This window comes from Pseudomonas sp. DNDY-54 (assembly GCF_019880365.1).
Classification (GTDB): Bacteria; Pseudomonadota; Gammaproteobacteria; order Pseudomonadales; family Pseudomonadaceae; genus Stutzerimonas; species Stutzerimonas stutzeri_P.
Window position 1 is genome coordinate 3,277,536 of sequence record NZ_CP082271.1, and the last position, 18,604, is coordinate 3,296,139.

Annotated in this window: 20 protein-coding genes and 1 tRNA gene; 6 read left to right on the top strand and 15 right to left on the bottom strand. The window is 60.0% G+C overall.

Going from position 1 to position 18,604, the window contains the following annotated elements; all coding sequences use genetic code 11:
* Positions 1–80: 80 nt before the first annotated feature.
* Complete coding sequence (locus K4O48_RS15205) at positions 81–287, top strand: hypothetical protein (protein WP_222909228.1); 207 nt, start codon at positions 81–83, stop codon at positions 285–287.
* 72 nt (positions 288–359) lie between these two features.
* On the opposite strand, the gene K4O48_RS15210 is transcribed toward K4O48_RS15205, so the two are convergent.
* The 3 genes from K4O48_RS15210 to purU form a co-directional block, all read right to left on the bottom strand.
* Complete coding sequence (locus K4O48_RS15210; protein WP_222909229.1) at positions 360–1,826, bottom strand: helicase HerA-like domain-containing protein; 1,467 nt, start codon at positions 1,824–1,826, stop codon at positions 360–362.
* Between the two features lie 70 nt (positions 1,827–1,896).
* On the bottom strand, positions 1,897–2,091 hold the full coding sequence (locus K4O48_RS15215; RefSeq protein WP_222909230.1) for a hypothetical protein: 195 nt from the start codon (positions 2,089–2,091) through the stop codon (positions 1,897–1,899).
* Positions 2,092–2,118: 27 nt separating this feature from the next.
* A complete protein-coding gene (purU, locus tag K4O48_RS15220) occupies positions 2,119–2,970 on the bottom strand; it encodes a formyltetrahydrofolate deformylase (RefSeq protein WP_222909231.1) in 852 nt (283 codons plus the stop codon).
* Positions 2,971–3,419: 449 nt separating this feature from the next.
* Here purU and mvaT point away from each other — a divergent pair, with 449 nt between their 5' ends.
* Complete coding sequence (gene mvaT / locus K4O48_RS15225) at positions 3,420–3,797, top strand: histone-like nucleoid-structuring protein MvaT (RefSeq protein ID WP_045160939.1); 378 nt, start codon at positions 3,420–3,422, stop codon at positions 3,795–3,797.
* A gap of 74 nt (positions 3,798–3,871) precedes the next feature.
* On the opposite strand, the gene sbcB is transcribed toward mvaT, so the two are convergent.
* The 4 genes from sbcB to K4O48_RS15245 form a co-directional block, all read right to left on the bottom strand.
* Complete coding sequence (sbcB, locus tag K4O48_RS15230) at positions 3,872–5,311, bottom strand: exodeoxyribonuclease I (RefSeq protein ID WP_222909232.1); 1,440 nt, start codon at positions 5,309–5,311, stop codon at positions 3,872–3,874.
* Between the two features lie 442 nt (positions 5,312–5,753).
* Positions 5,754–6,188 (bottom strand): PilZ domain-containing protein, encoded by a 435-nt coding sequence (locus K4O48_RS15235; protein ID WP_222912115.1) that lies wholly within the window; start codon positions 6,186–6,188, stop codon positions 5,754–5,756.
* Between the two features lie 49 nt (positions 6,189–6,237).
* Positions 6,238–6,666: a DUF4124 domain-containing protein gene (locus K4O48_RS15240; protein WP_222909233.1), complete on the bottom strand. Its 429-nt coding sequence runs from the start codon at positions 6,664–6,666 to the stop codon at positions 6,238–6,240.
* Positions 6,667–6,704: 38 nt separating this feature from the next.
* Positions 6,705–7,082 carry a tol-pal system YbgF family protein gene (locus K4O48_RS15245; protein ID WP_222909234.1) on the bottom strand — a complete coding sequence of 126 codons (378 nt, stop codon included), beginning with the start codon at positions 7,080–7,082 and terminating at the stop codon, positions 6,705–6,707.
* Positions 7,083–7,251: 169 nt separating this feature from the next.
* Between K4O48_RS15245 and pyk the strand changes: the two genes are divergently transcribed.
* Complete coding sequence (pyk, locus tag K4O48_RS15250) at positions 7,252–8,703, top strand: pyruvate kinase (protein ID WP_222909235.1); 1,452 nt, start codon at positions 7,252–7,254, stop codon at positions 8,701–8,703.
* 84 nt (positions 8,704–8,787) lie between these two features.
* On the opposite strand, the gene K4O48_RS15255 is transcribed toward pyk, so the two are convergent.
* Positions 8,788–9,729 carry an iron-sulfur-binding ferredoxin reductase gene (locus K4O48_RS15255; protein WP_222909236.1) on the bottom strand — a complete coding sequence of 314 codons (942 nt, stop codon included), beginning with the start codon at positions 9,727–9,729 and terminating at the stop codon, positions 8,788–8,790.
* On the bottom strand, positions 9,722–10,852 hold the full coding sequence (locus tag K4O48_RS15260) for a GGDEF domain-containing protein (protein WP_222909237.1): 1,131 nt from the start codon (positions 10,850–10,852) through the stop codon (positions 9,722–9,724). Before K4O48_RS15260 ends, K4O48_RS15255 begins: the two co-directional genes overlap by 8 nt.
* A 346-nt stretch (positions 10,853–11,198) precedes the next feature.
* Here K4O48_RS15260 and K4O48_RS15265 point away from each other — a divergent pair, with 346 nt between their 5' ends.
* Complete coding sequence (locus K4O48_RS15265; protein WP_222909238.1) at positions 11,199–12,722, top strand: fumarate hydratase; 1,524 nt, start codon at positions 11,199–11,201, stop codon at positions 12,720–12,722.
* Positions 12,723–12,876: 154 nt separating this feature from the next.
* Here the strand turns inward: K4O48_RS15265 and K4O48_RS15270 are convergent, their stop codons facing one another.
* From K4O48_RS15270 to K4O48_RS15285, 4 genes are all read right to left on the bottom strand, one after another.
* Entirely contained in the window at positions 12,877–13,101 is a 225-nt protein-coding gene (locus K4O48_RS15270; RefSeq protein ID WP_222909239.1) for a VF530 family DNA-binding protein, read from the bottom strand.
* A 77-nt stretch (positions 13,102–13,178) separates the two neighbouring features.
* On the bottom strand, positions 13,179–13,760 hold the full coding sequence (locus K4O48_RS15275) for a DJ-1/PfpI family protein (RefSeq protein ID WP_222909240.1): 582 nt from the start codon (positions 13,758–13,760) through the stop codon (positions 13,179–13,181).
* Positions 13,761–13,813: 53 nt separating this feature from the next.
* Complete coding sequence (locus tag K4O48_RS15280) at positions 13,814–14,974, bottom strand: phospholipase D-like domain-containing protein (protein WP_222912116.1); 1,161 nt, start codon at positions 14,972–14,974, stop codon at positions 13,814–13,816.
* A gap of 211 nt (positions 14,975–15,185) precedes the next feature.
* Positions 15,186–16,091: an acyl-CoA dehydrogenase gene (locus K4O48_RS15285; RefSeq protein ID WP_222909241.1), complete on the bottom strand. Its 906-nt coding sequence runs from the start codon at positions 16,089–16,091 to the stop codon at positions 15,186–15,188.
* Between the two features lie 371 nt (positions 16,092–16,462).
* Between K4O48_RS15285 and K4O48_RS15290 the strand changes: the two genes are divergently transcribed.
* Positions 16,463–16,539 (top strand) — tRNA-Met (locus K4O48_RS15290).
* Between the two features lie 75 nt (positions 16,540–16,614).
* On the top strand, positions 16,615–16,842 hold the full coding sequence (locus tag K4O48_RS15295) for a hypothetical protein (protein WP_222909242.1): 228 nt from the start codon (positions 16,615–16,617) through the stop codon (positions 16,840–16,842).
* A 155-nt stretch (positions 16,843–16,997) separates the two neighbouring features.
* Here K4O48_RS15295 and K4O48_RS15300 read toward each other — a convergent pair whose 3' ends face one another.
* Positions 16,998–17,909, bottom strand: coding sequence for a DMT family transporter (locus K4O48_RS15300; protein WP_222909243.1), 912 nt, complete (start codon positions 17,907–17,909; stop codon positions 16,998–17,000).
* A complete protein-coding gene (gene can, locus K4O48_RS15305; RefSeq protein WP_222909244.1) occupies positions 17,909–18,553 on the bottom strand; it encodes a carbonate dehydratase in 645 nt (214 codons plus the stop codon). Before can ends, K4O48_RS15300 begins: the two co-directional genes overlap by 1 nt.
* Between the last annotated feature and the right edge of the window lie 51 nt (positions 18,554–18,604).

The window sequence follows — 18,604 nt, forward strand, 5'->3', positions numbered from 1 at the left end:
AACTTCCACAGGGCGCTGCTATCGGCGGCGACATTTGCTGTAAGCTCTTGGCAGATATTAAAAAGAGGCAACGATCAAAGGTGACAAAAGAAGAATTACGCGTGGAACTGGAGCGGCAGGCCAATCGATTCAAAACTGTATACGGGGGCGAAGTCATCACATATGCGGCACAGCCCGATCCTGAACGGAAACCGTGGCGCAAGAAACAGACTATCCACGACCAGGTCTTCCAGAAAGAGCTGGAAAAGATAGAGAAAGAGATAAATAAACAGGCTTCCGAACGCTAATAAGCCAAACCAGGCACCGGCCCCTTCGCCAATGCGGCTAGATGCCGGCCCCGACTAGCCCGTTGCTCCCTATCAACGCTTGCTTCCGAGCAGGGATCCCATTAATCCCCGCGCCAGTTGCCGCCCAAGCTGTGAGGCTGCCTGCCGCAGCGCACTCTTGAAGACACGCCCCGCGAGATCACCGAACGCGTCGCCAGCATCGTTTTTCGTCGCGGCGGTCGGCTCCTGCGAATCGGCCTTGACGGACTGCTGCGCCCGCTGGAGCAGGATTTCGTAAGCCGACTCGCGATCAACCGCTTTATCGTAGCGCGAGCGCAACGGTGACTCGGCGATTAGCGCGCTACGTTCGTTCTGGCCAAGAGGCCCCACTCTCGACTGCGGAGGAGCGATGGCCACGCGCTGCACCATGGCAGGGGTGCCCTTGTCTTCGAGCCCACCGACCAGCGCTTCGCCTATCCCAAGGTCGACCAGCGAATCCATGGCCGAGAATGCGGGGTTGGTTCTGAAACCCTCAGCGACTGCGCGCAAAGCCTTCTGTTCTTTGACGGTAAATGCCCTCAGCCCATGCTGGATACGCAAGCCCAGCTGCGCCAATACCTCATCCGGGAGATCGGCGGGTGACTGGGTAACGAAGTAGACACCCACACCTTTCGACCGAATCAACCGTACAACCTGCACAAGCCGATCCTGCAGGGCTTTCGGGGTATCACTGAATAACAGGTGTGCCTCGTCAAAGAACAACGCCAGCAGTGGGCGATCTGCGTCGCCTCGCTCAGGCAACTGTTCAAATAGCTCGGCCAATAGCCACAACAGAAAGGTCGCATAGACCTTGGGCGCCTGGTGCACGAGTTGACTGGCGTCGAGCAAATGGATTCGACCGCGGCCGTCACGCGCGGGCTGCAGAATGTCTTCCAGCGCAAGCGCGGGCTCACCAAACAGCGCTTCGGCACCTTGCTGCTCCAAGGTTGCCAACCGCCGCAATAAGGCTTGGGACGAGGCGCTGGTCATCAACGCTGCATCGTCTCCCAGCGTCTCGGGGTGTTGCTTGAGGTAACTCAGCAGCGCTTTGAGATCCTTCAAGTCCAAGAGCAGCAGCCCCTCGCGATCGGCGACTTTGAATGCCGCGTAGAGAGCGGCCTGCTGGCTATCGGTCAGTTCAAGCAGACTTCCCAGAAGGAGCGGGCCCATTTCGGTCAGCGTCGTACGGAGCGGGTGGCCGCTCACGCCATACACATCCCATAGGGTCACCGGATACGCCTGCGGCTGATGATCGAGCCAAGGCATGCTGGCGATACGCTCAGCGATCTTTCCTTGAGGTGATCCCGGCGCGCCCAGTCCGCACAGATCGCCCTTGATATCAGCCGCAAAGACGGCGATACCGGCATCGCTGAACTGCTCAGCAAGTCGCTGCAACGTCACCGTCTTGCCAGTCCCCGTCGCGCCCGCGACGAGACCATGACGATTGACCAGTCGAAGCGGATGGGTGTTGGCGTCGCCAGCAGCGTCGGCACCGAGCACGAAGCGATTGCTATCCACCATTTAGACGTCTCCGGACCTGGGAATTGCGGACGAACGAGCCACGTCGGTAGCTGCCTCGTCCATGTTCTGCTCAATCCTCATCCTGGGTTGGCGAGGCAGGGCCGACGCCTTCGGCGGCGGACCGGATCTGGTTCCACAGCGCCTCGGCACCGGGAAAATCAGTGCCGGTGTCCGGAGCCAGGTAGTCCGGATCGTAGCGTTGCGTACACCCACTACCGATGATGGGCGGCGCGTTCGCACTCGCCTTGGCTAGCGGATCGGTCATTGCGTCCTCCCGCGCCGCGGGCTGCGGTCAGTTGAAAACCAAGGTCTTGTTGCTGTGCACCAGAACCCGATCTTGCAAGTGATAGCGCAGACCACGCGAAAGCACCATCTTTTCGACGTCCTTGCCCAGCCGAACCATGTCTTCGATGCTGTCGCGGTGGCTGACACGCACCACGTCCTGCTCGATGATTGGCCCCGCGTCGAGCTCCTCGGTTACGTAGTGGCAAGTTGCGCCAATCAACTTGACGCCTCGCAGCGAGGCCTGATGATAGGGTTTTGCGCCTGCAAATGAGGGCAGAAAACTGTGATGAATGTTGATTACTCGCTGCGCGAATTCTTCACATAGCTCAGCGGGAAGGATCTGCATGTAGCGCGCCAGCACTATGACATCCGCCTGATGCTCCCGCACCAGACGTGACACCTCGGCGAATGCCTCATCCTTACGCCCGGGCTCTACCGGTACATGGAAGTATGGGATGCCATGCCACTCGACCATGCTACGCAGGTCGTTGTGGTTGGAAATCACGCAGGGGATGTCGCAGTCCAGCTCACCGCTATGCCACCTATGGAGCAGATCGGCCAGACAATGCGACTCCCGGCTTGCCATCAGCACGACGCGCTTACGCTGCTCCGAATCGGTGATCCGCCACTCCATTGAAAACTCACGAGCAATTGGCGCAAAGGCCTGACGAAAGCCCGCAATGTCAAAAGGCAGCGAGTCAGCCCTGATTTCGTGGCGCATGAAGAACCAACCGCTCTGATGATCCGAGTGATGATTGGCTTCGGTGATCCAGCCATTGTACGTAGCCAGAAAATTGCTCACTTTGGCGACAATCCCAACACCATCGGGGCAGGCAATAACCAGCCTGAACGTGCGCATTGAAGAACTCCTCGATAAAAGGTCGCGCATTCTAGCGCAGCGAAGAAAACTGCAACCAACATTATCGGTGCCAAACCAGGGTACGTATCGATCGCCCGCATCAGGGCGAGCTAGAGTGATGCTTTCAGCCAAGCACCAACCGCAGCGTTGACACGATTGCAGAAAAACGAAACATTTATTTGCTGGATAATTAGGGCACGGGCCGCGGCCAAACCAGACCCATTTGCCCATCGCAACGCGGCCTAGCCGCCAACATAGTGATGTCGAGCCATACGATAGTTTGCCAACTTGTTTCATCTTTGCCTGATGAACTAACTGAACGACATTAGCCGCCAACGCAAGCCAGAACAGAACTGACGCTAAACTTTGTTCGGCGCTATATTTACTTGTGCAAGAGGCCTGTCTATGATTGCTGACACTTGCGTTCAAACCTATACCAAGGAAGTGATATGTCGCTGATCAATGAATACCGCGCCACTGAAGAAGCTATCAAGGAACTCCAGGAACGCCTGAAGTCGCTTTCTGCAGACGACAAGCTTAAAAAGGAGCTTGAATTCGAAGGCAAACTGCGAGAGCTGATGGGTGAATATCAGAAATCGCTTCGCGATATCATCGCGCTGCTCGATCCAGATGCCCGTAACAGCAAGACTCAGCGTACCGCAAAGACGCCGGCCGCGACCAAGCGCGCCCGTCGCGTGAAACAGTACAAAAACCCGCATAACGGCGAAGTGATTGAAACCAAGGGCGGCAATCATAAGACGCTGAAAGAATGGAAAGCACAGTGGGGTTCGGACGAAGTCGAGAGCTGGGCCACCCTGCTCGGTTAATTATCGAACAGCGCTAAAAAGCCATCTGACGCTGCGTGATGACACGCAGAGTCAGATGGCTTTTTTGTGGCCGCTTAACCTGACGCCAGGCGAATGTAACGCTCACGCAAACCCCGTGCATGGTCAGCCCATTGCTCAAGTAGCTGCGCCTGCTTCATATCGGCTGAGGCGAGTAGTGGCTGCAAATCCCGCTCAAATTGATCCAAGGTGTTCGGCGCACCATATTCAGGCGCAGTTAAACGCTGCCGGCAGAATGCCTCCCATTGCAATTTTTCCCCCGCCGTTAGGCTTTCGGCGAAGTTTCGCGCACGGTAACGAAAGTGCAACTCAGGTAAGCGTGCATCATCAAACGGCAGCGGCCGGGTCGAAGTTTGTGTAGTTGCGAAACTCCTGACCTGCTCGCACAGCCGTCGGTCCCGGTCGCCCAGGAAACCTTCATAAAGTTGCTGTTCTGGATCCGTGGAGCCGGCGAACGCCTGCTCCTGGTAAACATCAGCAAGTTTCATACTCCACTCCGCCTGCCGACTTCGTAGGTCGTGTGCTCTTGCCTCGCAGCAGCGCAGATCCAGTCCCAACCGCTCGGTATCCGCCTCGCGCAAGACACTCAGCGGTGCAACGACAGGGCAGCGATTGAGATGAATCAACTTCAGTGGAACCGCAAGCTTATCGCCAAGATCCTCTCGCCGTGTATACAGCCGATCGCGAAGCTCATCGGCGGAGTCATGCCATAAGGGCGAGCAGTCCGCATTCAAGTCGCAGACGATCAATGCGTTGCGGTTCCGCGGATGCCAGGCCAACGGCATGACGACTGACAAATAATGGCGCGCGGCAGAAAAACGTCCGGAGATATGCACCATCGGCTTCAACAGCTCGACCTGCTCCACCACTGCGTTCTTGCGCCGCAGCTTGTACAGATAGTCATAAAGCCTTGGCTGGCGCTCCCGTATCAACCGAGCCAGGGCAATGGTCGCGCGGACATCCGACAACGCGTCATGCGCTTGCAGATGTTCAAGTCCGTTGGCCACGCTGAGACGTTCGAGCTTGAGCGTCACCCGCCCATCTTCTTGGGGCCAGACGATGCCCTCCGGACGCAACGCATAAGCGGTCCGGACCAGATCGATAAGATCCCAGCGACTATTTCCGCCCTGCCATTCGCGCGCATAAGGGTCGTAGAAGTTTCGGTAAAGGCAGTAGCGCAGCACTTCATCATCGAAACGCAGCGTGTTGTAGCCCGCGCCGCAGGTGCCCGGCTGCGCCAGCTCTTGATAGAGCCGAGCGATGAATTCAGCTTCGCACAGCCCTTTCTCCGCCAGAATCGCTGGGCTGATGCCAGTCACAAGGCAGGCGGCAGGATGCGGCAGGATGTCGTCGCTGAGACGGCAATAGATGTTCAGCGGCTCGGCGATTTCGTCCAGCGCTTCATTGGTGCGGATCCCGGCGACCTGCAGCGGTCGATCACAACGCGGGGAAATACCGGTAGTTTCAAAGTCGTACCAGAAGATACTGGCTGTCACGGGAGCGTCCCTCTCGGTGTTCGAACGCCAGTCTAACGCGCCTGATCGCCGCTGGCCCGGTCACGCACAAGCGACGTGAGCTGGCAATCATCTGAGCAACCTGCGCGATGAGGACGACCAGGACTTACTTGGCGCGGTCCGTCATCTATCTCGGCGCCATCGGGTCTTGGTGGTGAGTGCGCGACAAGTGCTCGACGAGCGGCGCCAGCAACCCGTGGTGGGTTTCCAGGAAGCACTGACCTATTACGGCACAGGAAGGTATTGGATAGGCGAAACAGCGTGCACGCACGCTTGCTCGCCAAGGGGGTGCCGGTTAGCGATGCGCGACCACAGGCTGTTGGCCCTGCCCTGATCAGTCGCTATCTCGCTTGGAAAAAGGCGGTGCCTTGTAGGTTGTGGTCCCGCATCCCTCAGCCTGAACCGAGTCCGGCTACCGACCCGTTTAGATACCGTGACAATGGTCTTGATCGGTCGCCCGGCTGGGAGGGGCATCACTGTGCGGCAGACGAGCCGGCGGGATGCTCAGCATCGGGCGGAAGCTGAAGTAGTGGTGCAACGCATCGATCATGAGCCGGATTTCGCTGGGGGGCGTATCCAGCACGAAGCCGGAGTCGAAGCTGCCAGGCGTGACGTCCTCGCGAGACCAGCGGCACGTCGCGCTGAAATCAACATAACGCAACTGGCCGTGCTGGCCGGGAATCTTCAGGCGCATTTCAAAGCGTGCGTCAGTCATCATGGGATAGGGGCTGATGAGCATCAGCCCCGTCTCAGACAGGTTGCCGATGAAGCCCAACGGTTTGTCGGTGAATCGATTGAATACGTTGAGGTAATACGGCAACTGGTGCCGCTGAATACTGCGTTGATTGAGCATGTTCATCGTTTCTGGGCCTGCCGCCAGTGTGATTGCCACGACCGTCGCCGGCCGCTCAGCTGCAGTTTTGACTGATACGACTGGCCAACTGCCGCTGCGCCGCCCCTATTTCTTCATCACTGTAGTAGACCCGATCACCCTTTGCATCAGCACGAAAGTAGCGTCCGCCGCGGGACAGGCGGGACAACTCCCGGCGCAACTGGCTACATTCCTGCTCTCGCCGCGCATGCGCTTCGCTCGCGGTCTGATCGGCGGCTTGCTGCTCTTGCCGCCGGGCATCGAAGTACCGTTCCGTACGCGCCTCTCGCTCACGGGTCGCATCGTCGCGCTCGACGACTTGCGGCCGCACCTCGATCTGTTCAGCACCAGGACGCGGTCTCGCATCGAAATGCACGTTTCCTTGGGGATCAACCCAACGGTAAATTTCCGCCGTTGCCAATGGCGAGACCAGCATGGCTGCAAAGAGTATTGGCGCGATGCGCATGGGTTCCATCCCGTCAGCCATCACCGGCTGACTTCGCTTCAGGGCTTAGCAGCGTGGGTGACCACGCGCTCCTCCGGCTGATAGTGCCCTAACTGGCTCAGGGTCTCCAACCGGGCACGGCCTCGGAACGCATATTCACTCGCTGGATAACGAGCCAGAATGAAGCGATACGTTTGTGCGGCATCAACAAACAGCCCCTGACGCTCCAGGCACTGCCCCCGCAAGAGCGAGATCTCCGGCTGAACATTGTCGCGTGGTCGGCTGCGGCGTTCTGCTTGAGACAGCTCAAGCATCACACCATCACAGTCGTCGGCCTGGTAATGCTGGTAGGCGGCATCAAGGTGGCGATCGAGTGCATTTCTGCTACTGCAGCCTACGCTGAGGGTGGCCAGAAAAAGAATGACAAGGGTGCGCATGGGTAAGTCCTCCGATTCCAGCTTATCGACCACATCAAAAAAACCTGCAGCCCGTTCGATACAGGAAAGCACCCGCCTTCTTTCACCTCGCAAAGAGTAGTGCAGGCCGACAATGACTACAGCCGCACGGCATAGTAGCCTCCCGACCATTCTGAAAAAGGAGCATTGAATGACCTCGCGCCGTACCAAGATCGTCGCCACCCTGGGCCCGGCTAGCAGCTCGCCGGACGTACTGGAAAAAATGATTCTGGCCGGACTGGATGTAGCGCGCCTGAACTTCTCCCACGGCGCTCCGGACGAGCATCGCGCCCGCGCCCAGTTGGTACGGGACATCGCCGCACGCCACGGCCGCTTCGTCGCGCTGTTGGGCGATTTGCAGGGGCCAAAGATCCGCATCGCCAAGTTCACTAACAAGCGCATCGAGCTGGCCGAAGGAGACAACTTCCGCTTTTCAGTCACTCATCCGCGCGATGCCGGCAACCAAGAGGTCGTAGGCATCGATTACCCGGATTTGGTCAAAGACTGCAGTGTTGGCGATGAGCTTCTGCTAGATGATGGTCGCGTCGTCATGCGCGTCGACAGCACCACCGCTGATGAACTGCACTGCACCGTATTGATTGGCGGGCCGCTTTCTGACAACAAGGGCATCAATCGCCGTGGCGGCGGATTGACCGCACCGGCGTTGACGGCCAAGGACAAGGCGGATATCAAGCTGGCCGCCGATATGAATCTGGACTATCTCGCTGTTTCCTTCCCGCGCGACGCAGCCGACATGGAGCTGGCCCGCCGACTGCGTGACGAAGCGGGCTCCAGCGCCTGGCTAATCGCGAAGATCGAGCGCGCTGAAGCAGTAGCCGATGACGAAGCGCTCGATGGCCTGATCCGCGCCAGTGATGGTGTGATGGTCGCGCGAGGCGACCTGGGTGTGGAGATCGGCGACGCCGAGCTCGTGGGCATCCAGAAGAAGATCATTCTTCACGCTCGCCGCCACAACAAGGTGGTGATCACCGCGACCCAGATGATGGAGTCGATGATCCAGAACCCGATGCCAACCCGCGCCGAAGTGTCCGATGTAGCCAACGCCGTGCTCGACTACACCGACGCGGTCATGCTGTCGGCCGAAAGCGCGGCTGGCGAGTACCCGATTGAAGCAATCAAGGCGATGGCGCGTGTGTGCGTCGGCGCAGAGAAACACCCGACCAGCATCAAATCCGGTCACCGTCTGGGCCAACGTTTCGAGCGCAGCGACGAAAGCACGGCGCTCGCGGCGATGTATACCGCCAACCACTTCCCCGGCGTGAAAGCAATCATCAGCCTGACAGAGAGTGGCTATACCCCGCTGATCATGTCGCGTATTCGTTCATCAGTACCCATTTTCGCCTATTCGCCTCACCGCGAAACGCAGGCGCGGGTCGCGATGTTCCGCGGCGTGCAGACCATTCCGTTTGACCCGGCCTCGCTGCCGGCTGACAAGGTTAGTCAGGCGGCGGTGGATGAGCTGCTCAAGCGCAACATTGTCAATGTCGGGGACTGGGTGATCCTGACCAAGGGCGACACCTATCACGGTACCGGTGGCACCAACACCATGAAGATTCTTCGTGTAGGCGATTCGCTGTCCTGACAGCGCGCCCTCGTAAGGCATGGTCTCGCAGGCCATGCCTTACCCTCGGCGCCCACCGCTCATCGCGTCCGGGCGCAATCCGTCTTAGCCCGACACCACCTGACGCACAACGAAGGCGTCGCAGAAAATTTGCCCCCTGGGTATGCCCGCCAGAAACATGCGCTTCGCGCAGTCTTCGACAAACCCAGCGCCCCCACAGATCAGCGCCAGCTCCTGACGTGTTACTCGCAACGATTGCAAGTGGTTGTGCGCCTGCTGCCGGTCGATAAGCTCCACGCTCAGGTTCTCGTGGCGTTCGGCCAGCCGCTTCAGAGGCGCTTGAAGATAAGACTCCCCTCGGCAGAAATGCAGTAGCCGAATCGGGCCGGCATGCTCTTGCCGCAGCGCCTCACGCAGCACAGCCCAGAGCGGGGCGAGTCCAGAACGCGACGCCAGAAGCAGCAACGGCCGAGCTTGCCAATCCGGCTCGTAGTGCAGAGCGCCTGCGTGCAGCTGACCGAGCCGTAGACAGTCGCCAATAACCAGTTTGCGCGCCGCGGCGCTAAAGGCGCCGGGCGACCTGCAGTCGATGTGAAATTCGAGCCAGGCCTCTTCCCCAAACAGGCTGGCCAGTGAATAAGGTCGGGCAACCCCGCCGACAGTCCACAGCAGGGCATGCTGGCCGGCGCGGTAGCGCAGCGGGCGTTCGGGCATCAGCCGCAATCGCAGTATGTCCTCAGCAAGCCAGTCGAGCCCCTCTACGCGCCCCACCACTCCCTCTCGCTCAGGATCGAATACCGCAACGCGGAGATCTTCGGTCACCCGGCATTGGCAGGCGAGTCTCCAGCCTTGCAGCCGAGTGTCCTTATCGAGCGCATCCGGCTGGGCATCCTCTGGTTCACCTTGCAGGCAGCGCACCATACAGGCGTGACAGCTGCCCGCCCGGCAGCTGTAGGGGACATTCAGGCCAGCAGAATTGAGCGCCTCGAGCAGATTGCTGCCTTCAGTCACGGACCAGGACCGTTCCCCATGGGAGATTTCAGGCATCAGCCGTTACCCAGCTGGCCTCGCAGCGGTTTCGCCCGTTGTGCTTGGCACGATAGAGCGCCTCGTCGGCGCGCTGCAGGGCCTCGTCCAGCTCATCACCTGCTCTGAGCAGCGTCAGCCCAACCGACAGGCTGAGTTGTCCCGCCTGCAGTTGGACATCCAGTGGCTGGGCATTGGCGAATGCCTCCCGCAGGCGCTCGCAACAGGCTTTGAACTGCTCGGCGTCGGTGTTCGGCAGCAGGAGAACGAACTCTTCACCGCCATACCGCGCGAGGATGTCGTCGTCGCGCAGGCACGACCGAGCCACAGTCGCGAAGGATTGCAGCACCCGGTCACCCGTCGCATGTCCATGCAGATCATTGATTCGCTTGAAATGATCGAGGTCAATCAGGGCAAGGCCGGACTGGTGTGCTGGCCGGAGTCGACCCAGCTCCGCCTCGGCTCGCCGGAGGAAATGTCGACGGTTATATAACCCGGTTAGCTCATCTGTCGAGGCCAGGTCCTCAAGCTGCCGCATCATTCCGCGCAGGGTTTCCTGATGCGCCTGCAGCGCGAAGCGGCGCTGACGCATGCGCTGGCGCAATCGGTATACGTATCCAACGAACAGACACATCCAGATCAACGTGACCAGCAACACACCCGTCTGCAACAGCGCAGCCTGAGGATCGTCCAAACGTCCCACCTGAGCGTCGAAGAGCGACATGCCAATGAAGCTGAACAGCGCCAGCACGGCATAACGAACAAAGATCTTTGGCGGAAGAAAGACCGCAAACATCAGCACCAGCACATAGAGCACCAGCATCGAGCCGCGGTTGTCGCCCAGGTAGAACAGAAAGAAGCTAAGCCAGACCAACGCAACCAGTACCTGTGGCTCGGTCAGGCTGGGGTCGCTAAAGCGCAGGTTGTAGCCCCGGTAGAAGACCCAGAAAAAAACCAGCTGGCTGGCCAGAATCATTACCGAGCCGGCTATCGCGGTTCCTAACGGCGCCTGATAGAAGCCTCCAGCCACCGTGATCCAGGTGAGCAACAGGGCAAGACAGTATGTTCCGGCTGCCATGCCGAAACGTTTGGTCACCAACTGCTGAAGCGCCTGCTGTTCGTTCTCGTCACGAGTCATGCGCATGGAATCCATCCCATAGTGGCAAGATGTCGCACTTTACGCTGACCTCCAGAAAAAACCCACAAGTACCCGTAACCGCCCGAACCGCCGTAATTGGTGACGCTTGAGTGGCTCCGCCCGATCGTTTCTTCAACGCTTAAATGTGTACGCCTGCACCCTCGCTGGCTCAACGAGCTGACCCGCCGTCAAGAACGCAGTCACGCCTGTTTCTGCCCGCATCTCCTTCGCCTTTGGTCCGTCTGTCTACCCTGCGCTACCGCGGGTTATACTGCCGCGCCTTTTTAACCTGAGTGCGCCGGTTGCCTTCCTCGGCGCGCCTTGTCTCCGCCCCGCCAAGAGGACGCGCTGCATGACCGTGATCAAGCAAGACGACCTGATACAAAGCGTCGCAGACGCTTTGCAGTTCATTTCGTATTACCACCCCGTCGACTTCATTCAGGCGATGCATGAGGCCTACCTGCGGGAAGAATCGCCTGCAGCGCGCGATTCCATGGCTCAAATTCTGATTAATTCGCGGATGTGCGCGACCGGCCATCGTCCAATCTGCCAGGACACCGGCATCGTCACCGTATTCGTACGGGTGGGCATGGACGTGCGCTGGGACGGCGCCACCATGAGTCTGGACGACATGATCAATGAAGGTGTTCGGCGTGCGTACAACCTGCCGGAAAACGTCCTGCGTGCTTCGATCCTGGCCGACCCGGCTGGTTCCCGGAAGAACACCAAAGACAACACCCCAGCGGTCATCCACTACTCCATCGTCCCTGGCGACAAGGTGGAAGTCGATGTTGCGGCCAAGGGCGGCGGCTCCGAGAACAAGTCGAAGATGGCCATGCTCAACCCGTCCGACTCGATCGTCGACTGGGTGCTGAAGACCGTACCGACCATGGGCGCCGGCTGGTGCCCGCCGGGCATGCTCGGCATCGGCATCGGCGGCACCGCCGAGAAAGCCGCGGTGATGGCCAAGGAAGTCCTGATGGAATCCATCGACATCCATGAGCTGAAGGCCCGTGGCCCGCAGAACCGCATCGAGGAGATGCGCCTGGAGTTGTTCGAGAAGGTCAACCAGCTGGGTATCGGCGCGCAGGGCCTCGGCGGCCTGACCACTGTGCTCGATGTGAAGATCATGGATTACCCGACCCACGCCGCCTCGCTGCCGGTGTGCATGATCCCCAACTGCGCGGCCACCCGTCACGCGCATTTCGTGCTCGACGGCACCGGCCCGGCCGAACTCACCCCGCCGCCGCTGGATGCCTACCCAGAGATCGTCTGGGAAGCCGGCCCAAGCGCGCGGCGCGTCAACCTCGACACCATCACCCCAGAAGACGTACAGAGCTGGAAGCCGGGCGAGACCGTCCTGCTCAACGGCAAGATGCTCACCGGCCGCGACGCCGCGCACAAGCGCATGGTCGACATGCTGAACAAGGGCGAAGAGTTGCCGGTGGACCTCAAGGGCCGTTTCATCTATTACGTCGGCCCGGTCGATCCGGTCGGTGACGAAGTGGTTGGCCCGGCTGGCCCAACCACCGCGACGCGCATGGACAAGTTCACCCGTCAGATCCTTGAGAGCACCGGCCTGCTGGGCATGATCGGCAAGTCCGAGCGCGGCCCGATCGCCATCGACGCAATCAAGGACAACAAAGCCGTCTACCTGATGGCGGTTGGCGGTGCGGCTTATCTGGTCGCCCAAGCGATCAAGAAGTCCAAGGTGCTGGCCTTCGCCGAGCTTGGCATGGAAGCGATCTACGAGTTCGAAGTAAAGGACATGCCGGTCACCGTTGCGGTCGACACCAACGGCGAGTCAGTCCACATCACCGGACCGGCGATCTGGCAGCAAAAGATTGCCGATAGCCTGGCGGTCGAAGTGCAGTAACTGAGCGCCTAACGGCCAAAAGCCCGGCTTGATGCCGGGCTTTTTTTATTGCTTTTAAAACAGCACCACAAGCTGCGAGCCGGGCCTCGCGCCGCTATCGAGGCTGCGATGGCAAGTTCTGGCAGTTCGTCTCCATCGCGACGCTAACGCCGCCTTACCCCACCTTTTTACGGCGCGACTGGATGAATAGCTGCTCTACCTTCGCCCGCGCCCACGGGGTTTTGCGTAGGAACGTCAGGCTCGATTTGATGCTGGGGTCGCTCTTGAAGCAGCGAATATCGACGCGCTCGGCCAGCCCGTCCCAGCCATAACAGGCATGAAGCTCGACCAGAATCGTTTCCAGCGTCATGCCGTGGAGTGGGTCTTTGGCTGAGGTCATGACGGTCTCGAGGCTACGTGATCAGGGACTGAAAGAAGACAGGCCCACCGGAGTGGGCCTTCGAGCGGAGCGCTATATTACAGGCTGATACGCGTGCCGAGCAGCTCCAAAAATGCTGCCAGCCACGCGGGGTGGGCGGGCCAGGCCGGAGCGGTGACCAGGTTGCCCTGGGTATGCGCCTGATCGACCGGGATATCGACAAACTCACCACCCGCCAACTGCACTTCCGGCGCGCATGCCGGGTACGCACTGCAAGCGCGGCCCTTGAGCACGTCCGCCGCAGCGAGCAGCTGGGCGCCATGACACACCGCGGCAATCGGCTTCTTCGCCTCGTCGAAGGCACGTACCAGGTTGCGCACCTCCTCGTTCAGACGCAGGTATTCAGGCGAGCGCCCACCGGGCACTACCAGGGCGTCGTAATCCTCGGCGCGCACGTTAGCGAAATCGAAGTTCAGCGCGAAATTGTGGCCGGGCTTCTCGCTGTACGTCTGATCACCCTCGAAGTCGTGAATGGCTGTGCGCACCGTGTCGCCCGCTTTTTTATCTGGACAGACTGCATGCACGGTATGCCCGACCATTTGCAGCGCCTGGAAAGGCACCATGGTTTCGTAATCTTCGACGTAGTCGCCGACCAGCATCAGGATTTTCTTCGCAGCCATCGAAATACACTCCCAATCAGTGGATGGTCCACGGCCAACTCAGCCTGTGCCGGTCAGCCGCTTCGGTTGAATATATTGATCACCAGCCTGTCGAGCAGTCCCCACATCCGCTGATACATGCGCAGGTATAGCGGCCTAGCGTGCCACTGCTGCATGTCGATCTCGAGACTGCGCGAGAAATCCTTCTCGAAGCTCTCTGCTACGGCGGCGCTGAACGAGGAATCCAAAGCTTCAAGATTGGCCTCCAGATTCCAGCGCAGGTTCCAGTGATCGAAGTTGCACGAGCCGACACTCACCCAGTCATCGACCAGCACCATTTTCAGGTGCAGGAAGTGTGGCTGATATTCGTGAATACGCACGCCCGCCCGCAGCAACCTCGGGTAGTAGCGCTGGCCAGCGTAGCGCACCGATGGGTGATCGGTGTTGCGACTGGTCAATAGCAGTCGCACCTCAACACCACGGCGTGCCGCACGCATCAGCTCGCGACGGACCCGCCCGGTGGGAAGGAAGTAAGGTGTAGCCAGCCATATGCGCCGTTCGGCGCGCTGAAGGTTTCGCAGCAGGCTTTGCAAGATGTCGCGATGCTGTCGCGCCGCTGAGTAGGCCACCCGCCCCATCCCATCGGCGTTCGATGGGTTGGATGGAATCTTCGGCAATCGCTGCGGTAGCGGCAGCTGCCAGATTCGACGTTTCAGGCACAGCGACCATTGGGCGTCGAACAACTGCCGCCAGTCCTGCATCAGCGGCCCGGTGATCTCCACCATCGCCTCATGCCAACACTCGTCCGGCTCGTCAGGTTTCCAGAACTCATCCGTGGCACCGGCACCGCCGACAAAACAGCAGGTGTCATCGATGAGGATCAGCTTGCGATGATCGCGGTGCAGGTTACGAAACTTCAGACGGAGCTTGAGCGGGTTGTACAGGCGCAGCTCGACACCTGCATCGGCCATTCGCTGACGCGCCCTCTGTCCCAACTGCAGGCAACCGAAACCGTCGAACAGGCAGCGGACTCGCACGCCGCGCGCTGCTGCCGCGGCCAGTGCATCGATGAGGCGATCGGCGCACTGCCCGTCCTCGACCAGATAGAGCTCGACGTCGATACGTCGTGCGGCCTCATCGATGCTCTGCAGAATCCTTGGAAAGAATGTGGGACCGTCGAGCAACAACCGAAAACGATTACCGTCTCGCCAAGGAAATACTTCCCCGACAAGCATCACGGGAGCCACCCATTAGCGGCCAGAGCTGCGTTGCGAGCGTCTGTTTTGATACAGCGGGCAGACATTGAATTCCCTGTCTTGAATACTCGGTGGCGCGCTTAGGAGGAGCAACGCCGGATCTAAGGGGTTTGCCAGTGCCGTTGCGGCACGCCTGTTATAGGTCCGTACGGCGGCGCAGAGTTCCCGGATCAACCAGCCGGCGTTGCGCTCAGACCACGCCCTGCCCATCATCCGGTGTCAGACCAAAAGCGGCAGCGGCCCGCGCTTGCCGTGTGGTCCGGGCACCACGCGCCAGCTGGAGCACGCCCCGATCCCGCTGCCACAGGCGCATCCATGCTTCAGGGCCACCGGTCAACGCGTTGTCGAGTGCAGGCGCAAGTGTCTCAAACTGTTGGTTGAGCGAAGCCAGCAGAAGATGCGTGGCGGCGTCCGCCGGCGGTAGCCGCGAGACCTCGGCCGCCCCGCTCAGCACTCCTAACAGCGACAGCTGCAACCGCTGCGGCCAACCGCATTCCAGCCCAACGCCGTAGAGCCAGCTGGTGAGGGCCGCGAGCACATACAGATCTTCCAGCGTGCGAAAGGGTTTGACGTAATCGTCCCAACCATCCCCGGCCAGGCGACGGCAAAGCGCCTGATCAAGACGCAGGCGGCCGTGCGGGATGTCTGGGATCAGTGGTAGTCGAGGGCCATCCTCAACAAAAACGCCGCGTTCGCCGCAGCCAACCACGCAGAGACTCAGCCTGGGACTTTCTCCCTGGGCTTCATCGCGAGCCGGTACCAGTAACCAGGCCGCAGCGGCACCAGCGATGACGAAGTCCTTGTTGCCAGTAATTGTTAGCGCATCCACACGGGTCTGCATGTCAGCAGGACGCAGCGCTCGATTCTCGGTGGCGCACAGCGCACCTAGCCCTTCAGGCGCAGCGGGCCAAAGCCGGCGCAGCGCGGCCTGGTAGCCTGCCAGGAACGCCAAACCGGGCGTTGCGGCCAGACGCCCGCCTAGCATTGCCAGTTCTAGGGGAGTGTCTGCGCGAGACAGCAGCTCGGCAAACCAATCGTCAAGCGCTGAGGGCTCAGGCAGGCGCTGCAGCGGACCAAGCAGGTTATGCCAGGACATGAATTGATCTCCGGGGGTTGCGAAGGATACGGCGATAACGAAGCCAGCGTTCAAGCATCTCAAATCGTGCCAGGCGACACCGTCAACTTGGCTGGCCATGGGCAACGGAACGGCAACGATAACAAGCACGCACGACGAATGCATTGCCGCACCGAGGGGGCCCTACAGAGGGGACGTGGCCGCTAGGTGCTTCGGGCCGTAACAAGTGCTGGGGCAGCATCACCAAGGGCTGATCGGAGCGAAAACGCACACTCGACCGCGGGGGATCTGACCGCCGTCGACGCCTCAGCATAAGCATTTGATAGACGGGCGAAAAATCACGGATGGAGGGTTGACAGCCACAGGCGCGACGAGAATAATGCGCGCCACTTGGCTACGTAGCTCAGTTGGTTAGAGCATAGCATTCATAATGCTGGGGTCCGGGGTTCAAGTCCCTGCGTAGCCACCAAATTCAAAAAGGGTTCAGCGAAAGCTGAGCCCTTTTTTGTGCCCGTCGTTTAGCGAAATACCCCGAGAGTCCACCATGCGAGACAGCTTCGACAACATCCGCGCCGAGCGCGAGCAACCCTATCGCACCGTGACCGTCAGTCAATCCAATCGGTTTTCGGGACTGTGGAAACAGATCGCGATCGGCGTTGTGGTTGGGCATTTTTCATTGGCATTGATAGGCGCGGTAGTGTGGCTCATTGCAACTCAACTGCTGCTGGGTGCCTTACCCATCGCGGCGCCTTGGTCGACGGGATCGAACTAGGCCGCCTAATCGCCCGCTAGCCTGGGTCGTTCGCCGCGTATCGCTCTGCGTCCTTGTCAACCTGGATGGCCGCCACCGAGCGTCGGGGCAGCCGGGATCTGACCAGGCGAACGCCACAACACTTGCTTTGGAAGACGGGGCTTCGTTGAAGGCTCCTAGCGAACCGCCATCCGCGTGGCTGGCCGAGTCGCCATTAACAGTCCGGCGAAAATCAGCCCACCGCCGACCCAGTGGAAAATCTGCAAGCGCTCATCAAGGATCAGCCAACCGAGAAACGCGGTGAACACCGGCATCATGTAGGTCGCCATGGCCGCTTTCGCGGCGCCCACCGTTTTCACGCCGTGGTTCCAGGAGAGATACGCCACCAGCGAAGCGAAGATAGCGGTATAGGCGACGACCATGAGGTTGGTCGGGGTAGGTGAAAAGCCCCCCACCCTGCTCAGCTCCAGCAAATAGAACGGCAGGATCATTGGCGTGCCGATCAACATCAGTACGCCCAGCAGTGTTAGCGGCGGAACCTGCAAATAACGTCCCCAACGCCGCAACAGCAGTGTGTACAGCGCCCAGACCAGGACCGCCCCAAGCATGATCAAATCACCCGCTTGGAACGAGAGGCTGCTGAACACCATCCAACTGCCGCGGCTGATGAGATAGACCAAGCCGCCAGCGGCAATTGCCATGCCGAACCAGGCGCGCCGCGCGGGCCACTCGTTGAGCAACAGCCCGCCGCCAATGAAGGTGAACAGTGGCAGACATGTATTGACCAACGTCAGGTTGATCGCTTCCGTGCTCTGCGCGGCCGAATACAAGAGCGAGTTGTAGCTGCTGACGCCGAGCGCCGCGATGATTGGCAGGCGCCAGCTTGCCGAGCGAAGTGTCGCGCGGTGCGCCCAGATCGATCGCGCCACGAAAGGCAACAGCAAGCAGGTCGCCAGCACCCAGCGCCAGAACGACAACGTCAGCGGCGGAATCGCCTCATGAAATGCCCGCGCCACAAGCGCGTTTCCGCTCCAGCAGAGCACAGCGAGCAACAGGCCAGCGAAGGCCCACCCATGACGACTCGCCATCAGACCGGCCGAAACGGGCGGAGGCGATATTGCGCTGGTAATTGTTCAGGGCTGCTGATCGTGACGTCGAGATTTTTCCAAATGCCGTCCTTGATGCCGTAGATGCAGCCATGCACCGCAAGGGACTGGCCGCGGTGCCAGGCGTTCTGGACAATGCTGGTGTGACTAACGTTGGCAACCTGCTGGATGACATTAAGCTCGCACAGGCGGTCAACCTGCGCCTCCTCGGTCGGAAAGCTGGCCAGATGATCGCGGTGCCTGTAGTAAAGATCACGAATGGTGCGCAACCAGCCGTCGATCAGACCTAGCTGGTCGTCGCGCATGGAGGCACGCACGCCTCCGCAGCCGTAGTGGCCCGTGACCAGGATGTGCTTGACCTTCAGCACGTCGACTGCGTACTGAATGACCGACAGGCAGTTGAGGTCGGTGTGCAGCACGACATTGGCGACATTGCGATGGACGAACAAATCGCCCGGTAGCAAACCAACGATTTCATTGGCCGGCACGCGGGCATCTGAGCAGCCGATCCAGAGATACTCCGGCGCCTGCTGCTTGGCCAGTTTCGCGAAGAACGTCGGGTCTTCCTCGTTTATCGCTTCGGCCCAGCGCGCGTTGTTCTGAAATAGTTGCTCAAGCTCGTTCATGTCTGTCCTGCCCTTGGATTCCGACCCGCACGTTACGAACCGACCTGGACT